Raw genomic sequence first — 18,252 nt, 5'->3', positions numbered from 1 at the left:
TGCGCTCGCTGGCCAAGGGTGAAGAGATCACGCAGGACACCTCGACGCTGGAGAACCCGGCGATCCTGGAGCAGCTCGGCCAGTCGAGTTAGCGGTGCGCACTGGCTGCCACGCGGCTAAGATAGGAGCCTGCCCCCAACCACAGCCTGACCCATGAGAATCCGCATCGGCGAAGAGATCACCTTCCGCAAACTCGAAGCCCTGCTGGCGTTCATGGAATCGGGCAACCTGGCCAAGGCGGCCGAGATCCTGGATACCAGCACGGTCAGCGTGCACCGTGCCCTGCACTCGCTGGAAGAGGGCACCAGTTGCGCGCTGTTCCGCCACGAGGGCCGCAACCTGATCCCGACCGACGCCGCCCATGTGCTGGCGGATACGGCGAGGGAAGTGCTCAAGGCCATGGCCGACGGCATCCGCGCCACGCGCGAGGCCGCCGGCTTTTCGGCCGACCACCTCAAGATCGGCTCGCTCTATTCGCTGACGGTGCAGACCGTGCCCAAGATCGTGATCGGCCTGAAGCTGCGGCGCCCGGAGCTGCAGACCGAGCTGGTGCTGGGATCGAATGCGGACCTGCTGCAGAAGCTCAAGCAGGGGTCGATCGACGCCGCGTTGATGGCCGTGCCCGAGACGGATCCGGAGATCGAGTCGATCCCGCTGTTCGAGGACGATATCTTTTTTGCGGCGCCGGCCGATTCGCCCTATGCCTCGATGCCCGCAGTGGACCTGCGTGCCTGCCGCGACGAGCCGTTCGTCAGCCTGAGCGAGGGTTTCGTCACCTACAGCGGCTTTGTCGAGGCCTTCCGCATCGCCGAATTTACGCCGAATGTGGTGATGAAGGTCGGCGATATCTTCTCGCTGATGAACCTTGTGGGCGGCGGCATCGGCTATACGCTGCTGCCGGGCCGGGTGAAAGGCGTGTATTCGCGCAATGTGGCGTTCGTGCCGCTGGCCGGCGAGTACGACATCAAGCAGACCATTGCCCTGAACTTCCTGCGCCGCCGCGAGCGCGATCCCAACTTGCTGGCGCTGGCAGCGGCATGCCGCATGGCGATGCGCGACGCTGACCAGTAGGCGGCACGGGCGGCTTTTCGCCCACACCCAGGTCTCGCTTCCGGCCAGCGTAACGGTTCATTTCCCGGCGTGATTGTTTGCCGGACGCCGCCTGTTTAAGGTGGAGCCATCAGAACAGATGCCAGCCGGAGACGCGATGACCAACACCAGCACGGGCCGCCAATGGAATACCCGCAGGGAAGCCAAGGCGCGGCGCAAGCAGAACGCCGCAGCCATTGCCGACGGCAAGGTGGTGCCGACCAGCGACATCGTCGCCTTCCTGGAGGCCGTGCTGGCGTCCGGCGACCGGGTGGTGCTGGAGGGCAACAACCAGAAGCAGGCTGACTTCCTGTCGCGCTCGCTGGCGCAGGTCGATCCCGCGCGCGTGAATGCGCTGCACATGATCATTCCCAGCGTCAGCCGGGTCGAGCACCTCGACCTGTTCGAGCGCGGCATCGCGCGCAAGCTGGATTTCTCGTACGCCGGGGCGCAGAGCATCCGCATCTCGCAGTTCCTGGAGGACGGGCAGCTCGAAGTGGGCGCGATCCATACCTATATCGAGCTGTATTCGCGGCTATACGTGGACCTGGTGCCCAATGTGGTGCTGATCGCCGGCTACAAGGCCGATCGCCAGGGCAACCTCTACACCGGCCCGAGCACCGAGGATACGCCGGCGCTGGTCGAGGCCGCGGCGTTCCGCGACGGGCTGGTGATCGCGCAGGTCAACGAGATCGTCGACGATCCCGCGGGCCTGCCGCGCGTCGACGTGCCGGGCTCATGGATCGACTACGTGGTGCAGGCGGACAAGCCATTCTTCTGCGAACCGCTGTTCACGCGCGACCCGCGGCTGATCAAGCCGGTCCACGTACTGATGGCGATGATGGCGATCCGCGGCATCTACGAGCGCCACCAGGTGCAGTCGCTCAACCATGGCATCGGCTTCAACACCGCGGCGATCGAGCTGATCCTGCCGACCTACGGCGAGTCGCTCGGGCTGAAAGGCAAGATCTGCAAATACTGGACGCTCAATCCGCACCCCACGCTGATCCCGGCGATCGAGACCGGCTGGGTCGAGAGCGTGCACAGCTTCGGCAGCGAACTGGGCATGGAAGGCTACGTGGCCGCGCGGCCGGACGTCTTCTTTACCGGCGCGGACGGCTCCATGCGTTCTAACCGGGCCTTCTGCCAGCTTGCCGGCCAGTACGCGGTGGACCTGTTCATCGGCTCGACGCTGCAGATCGACGGCGACGGCCATTCGTCCACGGTGACGCGCGGGCGTTTGTCCGGCTTTGGCGGCGCGCCCAACATGGGCCACCAGCCGGGCGGGCGCCGCCACCCGACGCCGGCCTGGCTCGACCTGATCGAGACCGACGACCCGCTCGCGCGTGGCCGCAAGCTGGTGGTGCAGATGGTCGAGACCTTCCAGGCCGGCGGCAAGCCGACCTTCGTCGAATCGATGGATGCGGTCGAGGTCGCGCGCGAAAGTGGCATGCCGCTGGCCCCCGTGATGATCTACGGCGACGACGTCACGCATGTGCTGACCGAAGAAGGCATCGCCTACCTGTACAAGGCGCAATCGCTGGAGGAGCGGCGCCGGATGATTGCCGCCGTGGCCGGCGTCACGCCCATCGGCCTGAAGCACGATCCCGCCACCACGCGCCGGATGCGCAGCGACGGCCTGATTGCGTTGCCGGAAGACCTGGGCGTGCAGCGCAGCCAGGCCACGCGCAGCCTGCTGGCGGCCAAGAGCATGGCCGACCTGGTGGACTGGTCCGGCGGGCTGTACGAGCCGCCGGCACGCTTCCGGAGCTGGTGATGGCAGGCGCCACCGCAAGGATCCTGCAAGTGCAGGCCGCGTACGCGCCCGGGCAGCGCCCGGCGGCCTCCGCCCATGCCGAGGCGCTGGCGGGGCTTGCCGTCTGCGCCATCGCCGAAGAAGCGCGGCTCTCGCCCAAGCCCGGCCTGGTCGACAGCCGCGGCAACGGGGCCCATGTCGACCTGACCTTGCCGCTGATGCTGCGCTCGGCGCATGCGCTGGGGCCGTCGTTCGCGGCCATGGCCGATGCCGGCCTGCAGGCGCCGCGCGTGGGCTATGGCCTGCGCGAACAGCTGGGCGCGCTCGGCCGCGAGGCCGAGGCCGTGATGCTGGCCGCCACCGGCGGCGTCAACACGCATCGCGGCGCGATCTGGTGCATCGGCCTGCTGGTCGGGGCTGCGGCGCACGCGAGCGCGGCAGGGCTGGCTGCCAGTGCCGGGACGGTCAGCGCCACGGCCGGCGTCATTGCCTCGCTGGCGGACCGGCACCGGCCGATGCTCACCGGCAACAAGGGCGAACTCGCCTGCCTGGCCTATGGTGTCGGCGGCGCGCGGGCGCAGGCGCGCGCGGGCTTTCCGCACGTGACGCGGCTGGCGCTGCCGGCGCTGCAGCGCAGCCGCGCGCGCGGCGATACCGAATCGACGGCCCGCCTGAACGCACTGCTCGCGCTGATGAGCGAGCTGGACGACACCTGCGTGCTGGCCAGGTCGGGGCGGCCCGGGCTGGACTACATGCAGGCCGGGGCCAGGGCGGTGCTGTCGGCCGGCGGCGCGGGCACGGTTGCCGGGCGGCGCCACCTGCGCAGCCTCGACGCCGGCATGCTGGCCAGGCGGGCCTCGCCGGGCGGCGCGGCGGACCTGCTGGCCGCGACGATTTTCCTCGACCGGCTGTCACGGGAGGGGACTGCCCACGCGACGGCCGCGAGAACGGCCGCGAGAACGGCCGCGAGAACGGCCGAGGATAACGACTTCAGGGGACTTTGATGGAACAACTGCGATTTGAATTCCCGGCGGGACAACCGGCCACCGGACGCGTGCTGGTCGGCGTGGTGGGGTCGGGCGATCTCGAGGTAGTGGTCGAGCCGGGCCAGGGCGGCAAGACCACGGTGGAGGTCACCACCTCGGTCAATGGCTACGGCCGCGTCTGGGATGCGCAGCTCTCGCGCGTCTTTGCCGCCGAGCCGCGCGCATCGATGCAGATCCGCATCCACGATTTCGGCGCGACGCCGGGCGTGGTCGGCATGCGCCTGGCAGAAGCGTTTGAAGCGCTGGGCGACCCGCAACAAGGAGACGGCGCATGAACACGGCGGAACTGCTGGCGCGCAACAGCTTTATCGAACTCGGCGCACGCGAGCGCGCGCGTGCATTGCTCGATCCGGGCACCTTCCGCGAACTGGCGGGCCCGTTCGATGGTCTGCAGTCGCCGTGGCTGCCGCCGCAAGGCGTGGTGCCGCAGAGCGATGACGGCGTGGTGGTGGCCAAGGGACGCATCGACCAGATGCCGGTGGTGGTGCTGGCGATCGAAGGTGCCTTCCAGGGCGGCAGCATGGGCGAGGTTGGCGGCGCCAAGATCGCCGGGGCGCTGGAGCTGGCGGCCGAAGACAACCGCCGCGGCGAACCGACGCGCGCGGTGCTGCTGCTGGAAACCGGCGGCGTGCGCCTGCAGGAGGCCAATCTTGGCCTGGCGGCGATTGCCGAGATCCATGCCGCCATCGTCGACCTGCGCCGGTACCAGCCGGTGGTCGGCGTGATCGCCGGGCAGGTGGGCTGCTTTGGCGGCATGTCGATCGCGGCCGGCCTGTGCAGCGCGCTGGTGATGACGCAGGAGGGCCGGCTCGGGCTGAACGGCCCGGCGGTGATCGAGCAGGAAGCGGGCATCGCCGAGTACGACTCGCGCGACCGGCCCTTTATCTGGAGCTTCACCGGCGGCACGCAGCGCGTCGCCACCGGTTTCGCCGATGCGTACGCCGACGACGACTGCGACGCGATGCGCGCGCAGGTTGCCGCGCTGCTGCGCGAGCCGGCCGCCGCCAGCCATCGCAGCGAGCAAGTCGCGCAATACCTGGACGCACTGCAGGCGTACGACGCCGGCGCCCAACCCACGCCCGCGCAGGTGCAGGCGCTGTTTCAACGGGAGACCAAGGCATGAACGCACCACTTCATCCCGCTGCCGCGCGCGAAGCCAGCCGCGGCGAACGCTGGCTGCAGGCGCTGGCGCCGACGGCGTCGCGCCAGCCGGGCTATCCGGACTCCGTGCAGGTGGCCGACGGCGAACTGGCCGGCACCGCGGTGCGCTGGATTGCGCTGGTGCCCGATGCCGGCAGCCGCTTCCCGCGCGCGCGCAACGGCGAAGCCGGGCTGCTCGAGGGCTGGTCGCTGGCGCGCGCGGTACGCGAGGCGATCGAGGCGGACCGCGCCGCGCCGGCAAAACGCGCCATCGTGGCGATCGTCGATACGCCCAGCCAGGCGTACGGCCGGCGCGAGGAGGCACTGGGTATCCACCAGTCGCTGGCCGGCGCGGTGGCCGCGTATGCCGAGGCACGCCTCGCCGGGCATCCGGTGGTGGCACTGATCGTCGGACGGGCCATGTCGGGCGCCTTCCTCGCGCACGGCTACCAGGCCAACCGGATCATCGCGCTCAATGACCGGGGCGTGCTGGTACATGCGATGGGCAAGGAGGCCGCCGCCCGCATCACCATGCGCACGGTCGAGGACCTGGAGGCGCTGGCGTCGACGGTGCCGCCGATGGCCTACGACATCGAGAACTTCGCCACGCTGGGCATCCTGTGGCGGCTGATCGATGTCGAGTCGGCCAGTGCACCGGTGGCGGCCGATGCGCACCTCGCGCGCGACACCATCCTGTCCGCGCTGGCCGACATCCGCCGCGACCCGGCGCCGGGCCTGCAAGGCCGTCTCGGCGGGTCCAACCGGAAGGCGTCGGCCGCGGTGCGCGCATGCCTGTCGCGGCAATGGCAAGCCTGAATGTCGCCACACCCTCTCGCCCCGCCCGCGCCGCACGACCTGGTCTGGCTGGATGACCCGGCCAGTGCCCTGGAGCGCGCTGCGCTGCCGGCATGGGTCTCTCTGCCGGCACTGCACGACACGCCGCTGGTCGTGCGGCGCGACTGTTGCCGGCCGGGCGAGATCCCGGTCGGGCTGCGCGGGCGCACGCGCGCAGAGCGCTTCGGCACGTGGATTGCGCCATCGGCGATCCGCAAGCTCGTCACGCCGATGGACCTGGCCGCCCGACGCGCCTGGCGCCTGCGCCCGGAGCTGAGGGCATTGCCCGCAATCCGCGCGCTCGAGGCCATCGCTGACCGGCTCGATGCCGCCGGCATCCACTGGGGCGTGACCGGCAGCGCGGGCTTCTCGCTCGCCTGCGCGCGCAACGTGCTGCATGCCGACAGCGACCTCGATCTGGTCGTGAAGGCGGACCGGCCACTGGCGGCCGGCCATCTCCAGCTGCTTGGCGAACTGCAGCGCACCGCGCCGGTCCGCGTCGACATCCAGGTCGCGACACCATACGGCGGCTTTGCACTGCTGGAACGCCTGCGCAGCGGGGGCAGGGTGCTGCTGAAGACGGACCACGGCCCGTACCTGTGCGACGATCCGTGGCAACCATCGCCATGCAAATCCTGATCACGTTTCCGGGGCAGGGGACACAGCGCCCCGGCATGCTGAAGGACCTGCCAGCCGATCCGGCAGTGACGGCGGTGCTGGCCGAAGCGGAGGAAGTCTTGCAGGTGCCGGTGGCAGGCATGGATACGCCCGAGCGCCTGCAATCCACGGTCTGGACGCAACTATGCCTGCTCACGTCCGGCGTGGCGATGGCACGGTGCCTGGCCGCGCACGACGCCCGCGCCGATGCCGTGGCCGGGCTTTCCATCGGCGCATATGCCGCCGCGGTGACTGCCGGCGTGCTCTCCTTTGCCGATGCCTTGCGGCTGGTGCGCCTGCGCGGCGAACTGATGGCGCAGGCCTATCCCCGCGGCTACGGCATGACCGCCATCCTGGGGCTCGACCGGAACCGGCTCGCACCGCTGGTGGCGCAGGTGTGCTCGCCGCAACGGCCGGTATACCTGGCGAACTTCAACGCCCCGACGCAGATCGTGATCGCCGGCAGCGAGGCGGCGATGGCCGAGGTCTCAGCCCTGGCGCTCGCCGCCGGTGCGCAGGCGGCGAAGCCGGTGGCCATCCATGTGCCTTCGCATTGCCCGCTGCTCGACGCCGCGGCGCACGCGCTGCAACAGGCCATGCGGGACGTGCCGCTGTGCGCGCCCACGCTGCGTTATTTCAGCGCCAGCAAGGCGCGCGAGCTGCGCGACCCGGGCAGGATCGCCGACGACCTGGCGCTGAACATGGCAACGCCGGTGCGGTGGCACGAAACCATGCTGCTGGCACATGCCAATGGCGCCAGGCTGGTGGTGGAAGCACCGCCGGGCGATGTGCTGACGCGCCTGGCGCAGCCAATGTTCGCCGACGGCATGCCGCTGGCGTGCGACAGGACACGGCTGGACTCGATCGTGGCACTGATGCGGCGCAGGCAGGGGAGTCCCTGAGGCAGGCCTGGACCAGCCGAAAAGACGCATTCCCGCTGGCTTGCGCCGGCAGCCTCCGCTGAACCGCGCTGCCACCGGTTGCCGGCGGCCTATAGTAGTTCGGATACCCGGCACGGCCCCGAGGGCGCATTGAGCGCCACGGCCTCCATTCGTGCCAGTCATGTCGTGCTGTACGTCAATCCGCACCGGCGCTGCGGCGATTACCGGAACAGGAGGCTACCACCATGAAGCCCACGCGCATTGCCCTGATTGCCGCTGCCATGCTGGCGCTGGCGGGCTGCACCTACTATGGCTATCCGCCCACGGCAGGCGCGCCGGCCAGCTACGACCGTTCGTTCTACGCGGCCGCGGATGCCATGCGCGACCAGGGCCTGGTGATCGCCACCCAGGACGCGATGGCCGGCACGGTCGTTGGCCGCAAAGACGGCGATACCGTCACGGCGACTGTCCGCCAGCAAGGCGACGGCAGCGTGCGGGTGGAGTTCAATGCCTCCAGCCCGCGCGATTCCGGCCTGATCGAGCGCGTTTCGCGCAGCTATGACCGCCGCATGGGACGCTGAAAGGCACAGCGGCAGGCCGTAGCGGTCACCGGATTCCGTTACAGGCCCGGCAAGGGCAGGGCTTGCAGATCTGGAGTCTGGGCCACGGGTTTGTCCCGCTTGACAGTACATGGCGGACTCTTATCATTCCGTGTCACTGTTTCACTCGGCTCTGCAATGTCGTCTCTTGTCCGCGCTGCGGCCCTCACCAACTACAGCGAGGTCGCCCTGGCTGCCGGACTGGATCCGGTGCGCATGCTCCTTGACGCGGGCCTGAGCCCCAGCGTCCTGCGCGAGCCGGACCTGATGATCCCAGGAGAGCGCGTCGGGCGGCTGCTGCAGGCGTCGGCGACCCTGTCGGGCAACGAAAGCTTCGGACTGTGCATGGCCGAGTCGCGCCTGCTGTCCAACCTCGGGCCGGTGGGGTTGCTGATCCGCGATCAGGCTACCCTGCGCGATGCGCTGCGCATCCTGATGCGCTATCAGACCCTGCTCAACAGTGCGCTCTCGCTGTCGGTCGAGGAATGCGACGGGCTGGTGATCATTCGCGAGGCGGTCATTGCCGGCAATGCCCATCAGCCCACGCGCCAAAGGGCAGAACTTGCGCTCGGGGTCATCGTGCGAATGATCCGGCAGCTGCTGAGACCGGACTGGGAACCGCGACGCGTCTGCTTCGAACATCCCGCGCCACGCGACCTCGGTACGCACCAGCGTTTTTTCGGCGCTTCCATCGAGTTCGACCATGAATTCAACTGCATCATCTGCACGAAGGCCGATCTCGACGCCCGCAATCCCACTGCCGATCCCGCCATGGCGCGCTACGCGCAACAGCTGGTCGATGCGTTTGCCGTTTCCAGGCAGGTGACCATGCTCGATGACGTGCGACGCATCATCCCGTTGCTGCTGCCCGGCGGACGCTGCACCATCGAGCAGGTGGCGGACCACCTGGGCGTGGTATGCCGCACGGTCCAGCGCCGGCTGGCGGAAGAGGGGCAAAGCTTCTCGTCGATCGTCAATGACATCCGCAGGGAACTCGCCGCGCGCCATGTCATCGAGAGCGACCGCCCATTGACCGAGGTGGCGACCCTGCTCGGTTTCTCGGCGCCAAGCGGATTCTCGCGCTGGTATCACGCGCAGTTCGGCTGCAGTCCGAAGGAGAGCCGGGCGGAACGGGGCGCGATGCGCCGGAAGTCGGGCTCCCTGCAAGCCGACGCATGACACGTCAGCAAGTCTTGCCAGGTGCGCCGTTCCGGTTGCCGCGGGCGAACTTGCGCGATTCAATATTGTTGACAAAAATCCAGCGCATATCGCTGAGCGAAGGGATCCTCCACGCATGGGTCGACTCAAGACCACCAACACGCCAGACCTGCAATCGCTGCTGGTGCTGCAAACGCTGCAAAACCCGGTCATGCTGGCCGTCGAGCAAGCGCTCAAGCATGGCCGCGACTGGTCGGCATCGGTCGCGGACCAGATTGCGGTGCGGCTTGCGGGCCTGATCACCATCGACGTGATCCACGCCGGCCAGCGCCTGCTCGAGAACGACATCTGCGAGGTGTTGGAGGTCAGCCGGGCCCCGGTGCGCGAGGCCTTGCGCATTCTGGAGCGGGAGCGTCTGGTCGAATTTCGCGCACGGCGCGGCGCCATCGTCACCGAGCCCAACGCCCAGGACCTGCGCGATATCTACGTCGTTCGGGATGCGCTCTTTGCCATCCTGCTCAGGCAACTGGTGGAAGAGCGTGCGGACGCACTGGATGGCTGGTTCGAAAAGTTCATGCCGGAGTTCGGCAAAGCCGTCGAGGAATCGGTGGACGCCTATATCAGCGTCACCTTTCTCGCGAACATCGCCATGGCGGACCTGTCGAGCAACCGGCTGGTCGGGGAGCTGCTGAATTCCATCTCGCTGCGGGTGCTGCGCTATGTGCGGCTCGGGCTCGCATGCCATCCCGGCGCGCTGGAGAATTCCCTGAAGACATGGCGTGCGCTGCAGCGAGCCGTGTCGAAGCGAGACATCGATGCGGTCTTGCAGACGGCGCACAAGCGCATCGCAAATTCCCGCGAAGCGGCACTTCGCGCCCTGGGAAGGCAGCAACGCTGATGCGTCGCCACGCCGGCTCCGGCGTCGGTGCGTGATTGCGCTGCGGCGCGAATTCCGCGTGCTGTCGACTCCGGGCCAATTACTTGCTTCGCCGGCTTTTGTGACCAGGGAAGAGGAGGGCAGCCAGCAACAAACCTCCGACGGTCAAAATGACTATGTCTTGCATGCGCATTGACTCCCATGAAGATGCCAGTCGAGCGGGTAACTTTAGCCGTTCGCTTGCTGTCGTGCTATCCGACGTTGTCCGACAGCGGATCTTCCCGGGATGGGCAGAGAACTCATCTCCAGATGAAACAGATGTAATCGATTGTTAGCCCTGCGCCGCGCACCAGTGGCATGCCGGCATGGCTAACTGCCAACGCCGGCAGTCTCTTCCACACGCTGCCTGCCCTGCAACCAGAACACCTTGTGCGTAGCGGCAACCAGGCGGTCCCAACGGTGCCGCCAGGATGGGCGCGTCGCGACATCTGTCGAACGGGCCGGCGCCGCCGGGTCCATGTCTGCCTGCGTGTCCGCCGCCGTTCCCGCCTGCAACCAGGGCTGTACCAGGATGGCGTACCGGCTGTACTCGGCCAGCAGCTCTTCCCGGCTGACCTCCTGTTCGCCGCCGCCCCAACCCGGCAGCGCAACCAGGAGGCGTCCGTGCTCGCGGCGCTCCAGCAATACGCACGGCCTGCGCTTGCCCAGCATCAGGATCGCCGGCAGCACGCTGTCCGGGATCCTGTCCAGCTCCACCTCCACGAGCCGGGCAGACAAGCCGGCGTGCGCCGCCGCGGCGCTCAGGAGCGGCAATGTGAGGCGGTGCGGCGGCTCCTTCTGCAGGACGGCAGACGGTATTGGCCGCTGCCATACCCGGTTGACCAGCAACAGGCAGCCCAGCAACGGATCATCCGCGCCCGTCGAGCGATGCTTGCCGGCATGCTGCTCCCGGTGGCCAGCCATGGCGTCAGGCGCTTCGCACAATGAAATCTCGGCCGGCTCGTGCGGACCGCACGGTTTCCACTCACCCATGATTCCCCCCGGTTTCAGTGGTGTGGCATTTCATTTTTATGAAAGCGTAGTGCACGAGGGCATCCGCTCCCATCCTTCAAACAGGCGATTCGAGGCTGATTCGGCTTTGAAACATAGACGGGACCGTGTCTTCAGGCCAGCCCGCCAAACCGGTTCCTTGCCGCAAGGGAAGGGCGTGCGGCAGTGCCACGTGCAGCGATGCGCCACCGTCATCGGGGGATGCCGCCCAGATCCGGCCTTCGTGCGCTTCGACGATCGTACGGCGGGCGGGCGAGGCCGAGGAGATCGAAGGACACGCCTTACGGGTCAGACGATCGAGATCAAGGTGTCTTGCGGAAAGCCGAATGCATGGGCACAGGCATCCATCGGACTGTACGGCTGGCGTGCCTCAGCTGAACCGCACATCGCCAAGATCGATGGCAACCATCAGCCGTTCGCGGTCGGCGGACAGGTCTTCGTTGCGCAGGTAGGCGCGGCGACGCGACGGGAGGACGATGCCATCCGCGGTAATGTGATCGGAGAGATACTGTGCCGCCGCGAAGCCCCCCGCAATGTCGACATGGTAGTCGTGCCGACGGACCAGCCTGTCGTCGCCAAAATAGAAATCCTGCAGTTCGCAATGGCTTTCGATATTGGCTGGAAAACGTACCCGCAATCCTCGCCACGTCTCCGAACCCTCGCGCCATGGTTCGATTTCGGTGACTTCGAACCCAGGGAGGGCGATCAGGAACGGCGTGGTCAGGTAGGTCCAGAGCGCGTATCCGTTGAAATAGGCGCGCTGCAAAGGATTCCATGCAGAGTCGATGACATGGCCATCGAAGCTGCGCCGGGGGTCTCGCAGTTCCTTCACCGTTTCTCCGCTGGTCGTCTCGATGGCGATGCGTCCTGGCTCAAAAGCGGTACGCCAGTGGGGTTCGCCAAATGGCGTCACCGAGGCGCGCTCTTCGTGCAGCGATACCGTCATGGTCCGCGGCGCCGGGTCCTGGATCAGCCCCTTCATTGCCCAGAATGCGCCACCGGTCACGATGGTTGCCGTCACTTGACTGAGGTGGTTCCAGCGTTCCAGCCCGCCGTGCGCCTCAAGGACTTCGTCTGCCAAGTTGCTCATCATCCACCTCCAAAGAGACATAAAGGGCACCATGAAACGTCGCGCACCGCGCGCCGCTTCTCAAGGTCCGCCTTCCAGGATCAAGTTAGTCCAAAGGGTGGTGGCGCTCCATTGGACCAAGGTATCGGATATGTCGCGGCCAATGAGCGATCACCTTCGGTGGTTTTTGTACGCCTTTGTATCAGGCAACGATTGCGATACATCCCCAGACAAAATGGCTGTTCTGCGCTACTCGGGGGATACGTCAGGATTCTCTAATGGGTTCCGTGGCGCGGCGCCACCAGCGCGAACAGCAGGCCGCGCATTCCAACGCAGTCCCATTCACAGGAGAGTCACCATGACCCGCATCGAACATGTGCTGTACACCGGCAAAGTCCACGTCACGGGGGGCCGCGATGGCCAGGCCCAAAGCGATGACGACCGCCTGAACCTCCGGCTGTCGCCCCCTGGGAGCAGCGGCCGGGGTACGAACCCCGAGCAGCTGTATGCGGCAGGCTGGTCCGCGTGCTTCATCGGTGCAATGGGCCGTGCTGCCGGCCAGATGAAGATCAAGCTTCCGTCCGACTTGTCGGTGGATACCGAGGTGGATCTCGGCACCGCCGGCGAGGCGTTTTTCCTGCAGGCCCGCCTGAACGTCAGCCTGCCCGGCCTGGATCGCGAGGTGGCGCAAGCGGTGGTGGAAGCGGCGCACCAGCTCTGCCCGTACTCCAAGGCCTCGCGCGGCAATATCCACGTCGAACTGAACGTGATCTGACGCAGCCCGTGGCCTGAATCGGCAGGCCACAATTTTTCGACTTCAGGATCTCAAATCATGCGCACGATTCTACGCGCCGCCCTGGTGGCCATCGCGATCGCCATTGGCGCGGCTTACTTCAGCGGGACTGGCGCGCGCGCCTTCAGTACGCCGAAAGCCAATGGCAGTGCCGCGCCCGAATTTACCGGCATCACCCAATGGCTGAATTCGCCGCCACTGTCCATGCAGGCGCAGCGCGGCAAGGTGGTGCTGGTCGATTTCTGGACATACTCCTGCGTCAATTGCCTCAACACGCTGCCCCACGTGAAGCGCTGGCACGACAAGTACAAGGACCAGGGGCTCGTCGTCGTGGGAGTGCACACACCCGAATACGGGTTTGAGAAATCGACCGCCAACGTGCAGGAGGCGATCAAGCGCCTCGGTGTGCGCTATCCGGTGGCGCAAGACAACCGCTACGCGACCTGGTCTGCGTTCCAGAACCAGTACTGGCCCGCCCTGTACCTGATCGACGCGGATGGCCGCATCGTCTATCAGCACTTCGGCGAAGGAAACTACGCGGAGACCGAAGCGGTCATTCAAAAGCTGTTGGCACAGCGGAAGTCGCCGCCGTCGGCATGACACGCGCAGATCGGCCTCGCTCGGGAGAGGCCGTCCAACCACACTTTCATGGGTGGCACCAGCGGCAGTCCACAGGCGCGATCAAAGTGAGGGAACAGCGGTAACGAATGCAATCAGCACGCCAAGTGCTATGCGATACCAGGCAAAGACTCGCAGCGAATGTCGCGCTACAAGGCGAATCATCGCATTGACGACAAAGAGGGCCGAGATGAACGCCGCAGTAAAGCCGGCAGCAATCGCCCAGAGGTCTTCCATGCTGAGCAGATGGTAGTGCCGCATGGCGTCATAGGTGGCGGCGCCCAGCATGGTGGGGATGGCCAGAAAGAACGAGAACTCGGTTGCGGCTTGTCGCGACACGCCAGACAGCATTCCGCCCACGATGGTGGCTCCCGAGCGAGACGTGCCGGGAATCATGGCGACGCACTGCGCAAAGCCGATGCCGATGGCTTGCTTCCAGCCGAAATCTTCGATGGTATGAATGCGAGGAACGGCCCTGCGCCGCTCTACCCAGAGAATGATCAGGCCGCCCACGATCAATGCCGTTGCAACGACAGCAGGATCGAAGAGCCGGTGCTTGATGGGCCCGATGAACAGTGCGCCGATGACTGCCGCAGGCAGAAAGGCGACCAGCACCGCGGTGGCAAAGCGCAGCGCATCCGGTTCCCTTCGGACCACTCCCTCGCACAGGTGCGAGATCCTGGCACGGTATAGCCAGCAGACGGCCAGGATTGCGCCGAGCTGGATCACCACGTCGAACACGCGCGCCTCATGGGACGCAAAATCGATCCAGTCTCCGATCAGAATGAGGTGCCCGGTGCTTGAGATGGGCAGGAATTCCGTCAAGCCCTCGACGAGGCCGAGAATGAACGCCTTGCCCATGTGGATCCAGTCAAGCATGTGGCTGCTGCCTCTTTGGTTGCCTTGCAGTTCGGAAGAAACGTGGCCCTGAACAGGCATCGGGATTACGACCGGGCATATGAGCCAGTCACGCCATCGGCAAACAATGGATCAGGCCGCACCGTCTCGTAGTCCCGAATGCGCATCGCGATGCTGGTGTATTCGCAGACGTATTCTTCGAACGCTGTCTTTCGCTCCCTGCCGATCACGTCGTAGATGGCTTCCTCGAACTCAGCGTCGGTCCAGACCGTTCCAGCGTGAGCAATGACCTCGGCCATCGCTCGGTAGAACCTGCCCTGATCGACAGGGTGTGCGCTGTACCAGGACTGATGAATGAGCCATTGCTTGAGCGCCTTGGCAATTTCGCATTGTGCCGACATCCAGGTGTCTCCAGGATTCTCGAGCGGAGAGAGGGCAATTGAATCTGCTTTACGACCTCGACCTCGGTCTCGACCGGGGTGAAGTGGCGGCTGGCTTGATGCCGTGCCGCTACAACACCCGAGTTGAACAGGTACCCCTTTCAGGCAATCACGCTGTCAGACAGACAATGGCCACGCTGCTCCAGGTAGCTGCGGAAGTTTGCGCCGGTTTCCTGATGCTTGAGCGCATACTCGACCGTCGCCTTCAGGTAGCCCAGCTTGCTGCCGCAGTCGTAGCGCGTGCCCTGGTAGCGATAGGCCAGCACCTGTTCCTGGCTCAGCAGCGACTGGATCGCGTCGGTCAGCTGAAACTCGCCGCCGGCGCCGCGCTTCAGTGCGCGCAAGTGGTCGAAGATTCGCGGCGTCAGGATGTAGCGGCCGACCACGCCCAGGTTCGACGGGGCTTCTTCCGGCGCGGGCTTCTCGACAATGCCCGATACCTTGATCACGCCTTCGCCCCATTCACGGCCTTCGACCACGCCGTAGGATCGGCTCTGCTCGGGCAAGATCTCTTCCACCCCAAGCACCGAGCAGTTGTAGTGGTTGTAGGCATCCACCATCTGCTTCATTACCGGCGGGTTGCCGTCGATCAGGTCATCGGCCAGCATGATCGCGAACGGCGTGTTGCCAACCAGCTTGGCCGCGCACAGCACCGCGTGGCCCAGGCCGAGCGCCTCGGACTGGCGCACGTAGTAGCACTCCACATTGGCGGGCTTGATCGAGCGCACCACGTCCAGCAGCGCCCGCTTGTTCTTGGCTTCGAGTTCCACCTCCAGTTCGAAGGCCTTGTCGAAATGGTCCTCGATGGCGCGCTTGGAGCGGCCGGTGACAAAGATCATCTCGGTCATGCCGGCGGCGATGGCTTCTTCCACGGCATACTGGATCAGCGGCTTGTCCACTACCGGCAGCATTTCCTTCGGGCTGGCCTTGGTGGCGGGCAGGAAGCGGGTTCCCAGGCCCGCAACCGGGAAGACGGCTTTGCTGACGCGACTCGTCATTTCAGTTGCTCCCTTCTAGAGATTTGATAAAGCTGCTGCCGCCAAAGAAAGAGGGTGTAGGCGCAACAGGGAATCAATCGCCTACACCCTAAAGTCGGCAACGGGGTGCCACCGGGGATTGTGCTGCGTCGCAGCATCCGCGGTACCCCCCACGCGTTGGGACAGGATGGGCGCAGAAACGTGGTTGACACGACGGAATCGCCAGTCAGCTGGCTCATTCGAAACTTTCCCTACCTCGGTGTGGGGCCTACCGAAGCGGGGTAAGACAGGGTTCGCCGCCCATCAATAATCGAGGCCGGCAAGCACTGACCCCGTTGCCGCTCCCGTAAGGGTGTAGACGCTTTCCCCGCGTCTACACCCTCTTTTTTTGTGGCTTTGCAAGTTGCGGGAAGAAGGGCGCAAGCACCGAGGCGGCCTGCTCGACAGGGCGTAGATCGGCACCCGATACCGCTCCATGCCGTCCCTTCCATTTTTCCTTTCCACTCTGATGGGGGGATCGGAAACTTGCTCAAAATGCCGGCCGCGCCTTGAAGATGTAGTCCCACGCGCCATAAACTTCGCCGGTCATTTGCGAAATGACGCAGTGCAAAAAGAGCGCGCCTCCGCGCCGTGCAATACGCAGCCAACACCGCCAGGTTCAAGTCCGCAGGCAATGCACAAAGCGGAAAAGCACCCACGGGTGCCATGTCGAACCGGCGGAATCGCCGCTGCTCAACCCGCCAGGGAGACGGCGGGCAAGGCGGATCTTCTTGCAAACAAGGGAATCATCGAGACGTGCTAAAGCTTTCAACCAGATTGAGGTTTGGCAGGGCTGCAATGTGCCTGGGGATCATTCCATTGCTGGCATCCTGCGCACTCGCGCCGGGCATGCGCTTCGACCCACAGCGCCCGCTCGATCCGGAAGATCCGGAGTCGGTGCCCAAGATCACGCAGATCACACCGGCGCTGGTGCGTACGCTGAAGGCGGCCACGCCATCGGTGAACGCGGGGGTGGAAGAGCTGTACGACATTCCAAAGCCCTATACCGTTGGCGTCGGTGACATCCTGTCGATCGTCGTGTGGGACCACCCGGAATTGGTGTTCCCCACGCAGACCTACTCGATCGGCACGGCTTACGAGATCCCGAACTACAGCGGTGCTGCCAACGTCCCAGGCTACGTCGTGAGTCCCGCTGGCACCATCCAATTTCCGTACGCTGGCGTGCTAAAGGTTCTTGGCCGTACGCCAGACGAGATCCGCGGACAGCTGAGCACCCAGCTCAAGCCTGTCGTCAACATGCCACAGGTTACCGTTCGCGTGCTCGCCTTCCGCAGCAAGCGTGTCTACCTCGACGGCGAAGTCAAGACGCCGGGCCCCCAAAACATCGACGACGTACCCATGACGCTGGTCGAAGCGCTCAACCGCGCCGGCGGTGTCAACGTCCTGACTGGCGACAATAGCCGCATCCGCATTTCCCGCGAGGGCAAGACCTACGTCGTCAATATGCCTGCGCTCTTGCAGCAAGGCATCGACCCCGCCCACATTCTGCTGCGCCACGGCGATATCGTGCGCGTGGAACAACGCGAGGACAGCAAGGTGTTTGTGACCGGTGAAGTCGTGCGTCCTGTCGCCGTCATGCCGCGCAACGGCCGCCTGACGCTCAGCGAGGCCATCGGCGAAGCCGGCGGCGTGAACCCCCTCTCGGCCAACGCGAAGGAACTCTACGTTATCCGCAAGAGCAATGATGGCGAAGCCCAGGTGTTCCACCTCGACGGAAAATCCCCGGTCTCCTATGCACTGGCCGAATCTTTCGAGCTGAAGCCAAAGGACGTCGTCTATGTGGATGCCGCTGGTGTGGTCCGCTGGAGCCGTGTGATCAACCAGCTGCTGCCGAGCGGCAACTTCTTCACGTCCACGGCGAACGCGGTCAAATGATTAAAAACGTACTCGTGGTGTGCATTGGCAATATTTGCCGGAGCCCGATGGCTGAAGGGTTGCTAAAGCACGCGTTGCCAAGGCTTACCGTGTCGTCGGCTGGAATCGCCGCTTTAGTCGGCAGATCAGCTGACCCGATATCTGTGGATCTTCTGGCGAAGGGCGGATTAGACATTTCCTCTCATCGCGCCAGGCAACTGACGGGGATAGATGCTGCCATGGCCGACTTGATCCTGGTGATGGATCAGAAGCAAAAGCACGACATCGCAAGTAAGTATCCGTATGTCTCCGGAAAGATATTCAGGTTGGGCGAGTTTGGGAAATTTGACATCCCCGACCCGTATCGAAAGCCGCGAAGCGACTTCGAATCAGCGCTCAAGCTAATCGACCTTGGGCTGAAAGCCTGGATTTCAAAAATTTCGGCTGTTAATTAGCTGAATTTTTGTAAAACCAAAAAGCGAAAAATATAAGCATT

General features: G+C 65.3%; 21 protein-coding genes. 15 read left to right on the top strand and 6 right to left on the bottom strand.

Translation table 11 applies throughout. The annotated features are described in order from the left end of the window. The first annotated feature begins 153 nt into the window (after nucleotides 1-153). The 10 genes from J8I82_RS34490 to J8I82_RS34445 all read left to right on the top strand — a co-directional run bounded on the left by J8I82_RS34490 (nucleotide 154) and on the right by J8I82_RS34445 (nucleotide 9,181). Nucleotides 154-1,071: a LysR family transcriptional regulator gene (locus tag J8I82_RS34490; protein ID WP_209764325.1), complete on the top strand. Its 918-nt coding sequence runs from the start codon at nucleotides 154-156 to the stop codon at nucleotides 1,069-1,071. A gap of 136 nt (nucleotides 1,072-1,207) precedes the next feature. Next, nucleotides 1,208-2,866, top strand: a complete 1,659-nt coding sequence (gene mdcA, locus J8I82_RS34485; protein ID WP_209764324.1) for a malonate decarboxylase subunit alpha — start codon at nucleotides 1,208-1,210, stop codon at nucleotides 2,864-2,866. Beyond that, the gene (locus tag J8I82_RS34480; RefSeq protein WP_209764322.1) at nucleotides 2,866-3,849 is read left to right on the top strand and encodes a triphosphoribosyl-dephospho-CoA synthase; all 984 of its coding nucleotides are present in this window, start codon (nucleotides 2,866-2,868) and stop codon (nucleotides 3,847-3,849) included. Before mdcA ends, J8I82_RS34480 begins: the two co-directional genes overlap by 1 nt. Further along, complete coding sequence (locus J8I82_RS34475; protein ID WP_029044871.1) at nucleotides 3,849-4,166, top strand: malonate decarboxylase subunit delta; 318 nt, start codon at nucleotides 3,849-3,851, stop codon at nucleotides 4,164-4,166. Before J8I82_RS34480 ends, J8I82_RS34475 begins: the two co-directional genes overlap by 1 nt. Next, on the top strand, nucleotides 4,163-5,014 hold the full coding sequence (locus J8I82_RS34470; protein ID WP_209764317.1) for a biotin-independent malonate decarboxylase subunit beta: 852 nt from the start codon (nucleotides 4,163-4,165) through the stop codon (nucleotides 5,012-5,014). Before J8I82_RS34475 ends, J8I82_RS34470 begins: the two co-directional genes overlap by 4 nt. Further along, entirely contained in the window at nucleotides 5,011-5,847 is an 837-nt protein-coding gene (gene mdcE / locus J8I82_RS34465) for a biotin-independent malonate decarboxylase subunit gamma (RefSeq protein WP_209764315.1), read from the top strand. Before J8I82_RS34470 ends, mdcE begins: the two co-directional genes overlap by 4 nt. Then, complete coding sequence (locus tag J8I82_RS34460; RefSeq protein WP_209764314.1) at nucleotides 5,848-6,504, top strand: malonate decarboxylase holo-ACP synthase; 657 nt, start codon at nucleotides 5,848-5,850, stop codon at nucleotides 6,502-6,504. Next, nucleotides 6,492-7,424: a malonate decarboxylase subunit epsilon gene (gene mdcH, locus J8I82_RS34455; protein ID WP_209764313.1), complete on the top strand. Its 933-nt coding sequence runs from the start codon at nucleotides 6,492-6,494 to the stop codon at nucleotides 7,422-7,424. The genes J8I82_RS34460 and mdcH overlap by 13 nt, the downstream gene beginning before the upstream one ends. Before the next feature lie 224 nt (nucleotides 7,425-7,648). Beyond that, a complete protein-coding gene (locus J8I82_RS34450) occupies nucleotides 7,649-7,984 on the top strand; it encodes a hypothetical protein (RefSeq protein ID WP_209764312.1) in 336 nt (111 codons plus the stop codon). 156 nt (nucleotides 7,985-8,140) lie between these two features. Then, the gene (locus J8I82_RS34445) at nucleotides 8,141-9,181 is read left to right on the top strand and encodes an AraC family transcriptional regulator (RefSeq protein WP_209764310.1); all 1,041 of its coding nucleotides are present in this window, start codon (nucleotides 8,141-8,143) and stop codon (nucleotides 9,179-9,181) included. Nucleotides 9,182-9,185: 4 nt separating this feature from the next. Here J8I82_RS34445 and J8I82_RS34440 read toward each other — a convergent pair whose 3' ends face one another. Beyond that, complete coding sequence (locus J8I82_RS34440; protein WP_209764331.1) at nucleotides 9,186-9,401, bottom strand: hypothetical protein; 216 nt, start codon at nucleotides 9,399-9,401, stop codon at nucleotides 9,186-9,188. On the opposite strand from J8I82_RS34440, the gene J8I82_RS34435 reads away from it, so the two are divergent. Continuing rightward, nucleotides 9,372-10,058 carry a GntR family transcriptional regulator gene (locus tag J8I82_RS34435; RefSeq protein ID WP_245180471.1) on the top strand — a complete coding sequence of 229 codons (687 nt, stop codon included), beginning with the start codon at nucleotides 9,372-9,374 and terminating at the stop codon, nucleotides 10,056-10,058. The genes J8I82_RS34440 and J8I82_RS34435 overlap by 30 nt on opposite strands. A 348-nt stretch (nucleotides 10,059-10,406) precedes the next feature. On the opposite strand, the gene J8I82_RS34430 is transcribed toward J8I82_RS34435, so the two are convergent. Further along, complete coding sequence (locus J8I82_RS34430; RefSeq protein ID WP_245180470.1) at nucleotides 10,407-11,021, bottom strand: cysteine peptidase family C39 domain-containing protein; 615 nt, start codon at nucleotides 11,019-11,021, stop codon at nucleotides 10,407-10,409. Nucleotides 11,022-11,457: 436 nt separating this feature from the next. Next, nucleotides 11,458-12,180: a hypothetical protein gene (locus J8I82_RS34425; protein ID WP_209764306.1), complete on the bottom strand. Its 723-nt coding sequence runs from the start codon at nucleotides 12,178-12,180 to the stop codon at nucleotides 11,458-11,460. Between the two features lie 334 nt (nucleotides 12,181-12,514). Here J8I82_RS34425 and J8I82_RS34420 point away from each other — a divergent pair, with 334 nt between their 5' ends. Both J8I82_RS34420 and J8I82_RS34415 read left to right on the top strand, forming a co-directional pair. Beyond that, nucleotides 12,515-12,931, top strand: coding sequence for an organic hydroperoxide resistance protein (locus tag J8I82_RS34420; RefSeq protein ID WP_209764304.1), 417 nt, complete (start codon nucleotides 12,515-12,517; stop codon nucleotides 12,929-12,931). Nucleotides 12,932-12,988: 57 nt separating this feature from the next. After that, on the top strand, nucleotides 12,989-13,549 hold the full coding sequence (locus J8I82_RS34415) for a thioredoxin family protein (RefSeq protein WP_209764302.1): 561 nt from the start codon (nucleotides 12,989-12,991) through the stop codon (nucleotides 13,547-13,549). Between the two features lie 81 nt (nucleotides 13,550-13,630). Here J8I82_RS34415 and J8I82_RS34410 read toward each other — a convergent pair whose 3' ends face one another. From J8I82_RS34410 to galU, 3 genes are all read right to left on the bottom strand, one after another. After that, on the bottom strand, nucleotides 13,631-14,446 hold the full coding sequence (locus J8I82_RS34410; protein WP_209764300.1) for an undecaprenyl-diphosphate phosphatase: 816 nt from the start codon (nucleotides 14,444-14,446) through the stop codon (nucleotides 13,631-13,633). A 65-nt stretch (nucleotides 14,447-14,511) separates the two neighbouring features. Beyond that, the gene (locus tag J8I82_RS34405) at nucleotides 14,512-14,826 is read right to left on the bottom strand and encodes a hypothetical protein (RefSeq protein ID WP_209764298.1); all 315 of its coding nucleotides are present in this window, start codon (nucleotides 14,824-14,826) and stop codon (nucleotides 14,512-14,514) included. A 140-nt stretch (nucleotides 14,827-14,966) separates the two neighbouring features. Continuing rightward, nucleotides 14,967-15,863, bottom strand: coding sequence for a UTP--glucose-1-phosphate uridylyltransferase GalU (gene galU / locus J8I82_RS34400; RefSeq protein ID WP_209764296.1), 897 nt, complete (start codon nucleotides 15,861-15,863; stop codon nucleotides 14,967-14,969). Nucleotides 15,864-16,637: 774 nt separating this feature from the next. Between galU and J8I82_RS34395 the strand changes: the two genes are divergently transcribed. Together J8I82_RS34395 and J8I82_RS34390 are read left to right on the top strand one after the other, a co-directional pair. Next, a complete protein-coding gene (locus J8I82_RS34395; protein WP_209764293.1) occupies nucleotides 16,638-17,777 on the top strand; it encodes a polysaccharide biosynthesis/export family protein in 1,140 nt (379 codons plus the stop codon). Further along, the gene (locus J8I82_RS34390) at nucleotides 17,774-18,211 is read left to right on the top strand and encodes a low molecular weight protein-tyrosine-phosphatase (protein ID WP_209764291.1); all 438 of its coding nucleotides are present in this window, start codon (nucleotides 17,774-17,776) and stop codon (nucleotides 18,209-18,211) included. Before J8I82_RS34395 ends, J8I82_RS34390 begins: the two co-directional genes overlap by 4 nt. Nucleotides 18,212-18,252 lie beyond the last annotated feature (41 nt).

Source organism: Cupriavidus consociatus (assembly GCF_017814975.1).
In the GTDB taxonomy this organism is placed as follows: Bacteria; Pseudomonadota; Gammaproteobacteria; order Burkholderiales; family Burkholderiaceae; genus Cupriavidus; species Cupriavidus consociatus.
The sequence above is the reverse complement of the archived record's forward strand: the minus strand, read 5'-3'. Positions and strand labels throughout refer to the sequence as shown.

What these genes read in the sequence shown, in the direction of transcription:
- J8I82_RS34490 (WP_209764325.1), top strand. Translation starts at nt 154, where the DNA reads ATGAGAATCCGCATCGGCGAAGAGATCACCTTCCGCAAACTCGAAGCC.
- mdcA (WP_209764324.1), top strand. Translation starts at nt 1,208, where the DNA reads ATGACCAACACCAGCACGGGCCGCCAATGGAATACCCGCAGGGAAGCC.
- J8I82_RS34480 (WP_209764322.1), top strand. Translation starts at nt 2,866, where the DNA reads ATGGCAGGCGCCACCGCAAGGATCCTGCAAGTGCAGGCCGCGTACGCG.
- J8I82_RS34475 (WP_029044871.1), top strand. Translation starts at nt 3,849, where the DNA reads ATGGAACAACTGCGATTTGAATTCCCGGCGGGACAACCGGCCACCGGA.
- J8I82_RS34470 (WP_209764317.1), top strand. Translation starts at nt 4,163, where the DNA reads ATGAACACGGCGGAACTGCTGGCGCGCAACAGCTTTATCGAACTCGGC.
- mdcE (WP_209764315.1), top strand. Translation starts at nt 5,011, where the DNA reads ATGAACGCACCACTTCATCCCGCTGCCGCGCGCGAAGCCAGCCGCGGC.
- J8I82_RS34460 (WP_209764314.1), top strand. Translation starts at nt 5,848, where the DNA reads ATGTCGCCACACCCTCTCGCCCCGCCCGCGCCGCACGACCTGGTCTGG.
- mdcH (WP_209764313.1), top strand. Translation starts at nt 6,492, where the DNA reads ATGCAAATCCTGATCACGTTTCCGGGGCAGGGGACACAGCGCCCCGGC.
- J8I82_RS34450 (WP_209764312.1), top strand. Translation starts at nt 7,649, where the DNA reads ATGAAGCCCACGCGCATTGCCCTGATTGCCGCTGCCATGCTGGCGCTG.
- J8I82_RS34445 (WP_209764310.1), top strand. Translation starts at nt 8,141, where the DNA reads ATGTCGTCTCTTGTCCGCGCTGCGGCCCTCACCAACTACAGCGAGGTC.
- J8I82_RS34435 (WP_245180471.1), top strand. Translation starts at nt 9,372, where the DNA reads ATGCTGGCCGTCGAGCAAGCGCTCAAGCATGGCCGCGACTGGTCGGCA.
- J8I82_RS34440 (WP_209764331.1), bottom strand. Translation starts at nt 9,401, where the DNA reads ATGCTTGAGCGCTTGCTCGACGGCCAGCATGACCGGGTTTTGCAGCGT.
- J8I82_RS34425 (WP_209764306.1), bottom strand. Translation starts at nt 12,180, where the DNA reads ATGATGAGCAACTTGGCAGACGAAGTCCTTGAGGCGCACGGCGGGCTG.
- J8I82_RS34420 (WP_209764304.1), top strand. Translation starts at nt 12,515, where the DNA reads ATGACCCGCATCGAACATGTGCTGTACACCGGCAAAGTCCACGTCACG.
- J8I82_RS34415 (WP_209764302.1), top strand. Translation starts at nt 12,989, where the DNA reads ATGCGCACGATTCTACGCGCCGCCCTGGTGGCCATCGCGATCGCCATT.
- J8I82_RS34410 (WP_209764300.1), bottom strand. Translation starts at nt 14,446, where the DNA reads ATGCTTGACTGGATCCACATGGGCAAGGCGTTCATTCTCGGCCTCGTC.
- J8I82_RS34405 (WP_209764298.1), bottom strand. Translation starts at nt 14,826, where the DNA reads ATGTCGGCACAATGCGAAATTGCCAAGGCGCTCAAGCAATGGCTCATT.
- galU (WP_209764296.1), bottom strand. Translation starts at nt 15,863, where the DNA reads ATGACGAGTCGCGTCAGCAAAGCCGTCTTCCCGGTTGCGGGCCTGGGA.
- J8I82_RS34390 (WP_209764291.1), top strand. Translation starts at nt 17,774, where the DNA reads ATGATTAAAAACGTACTCGTGGTGTGCATTGGCAATATTTGCCGGAGC.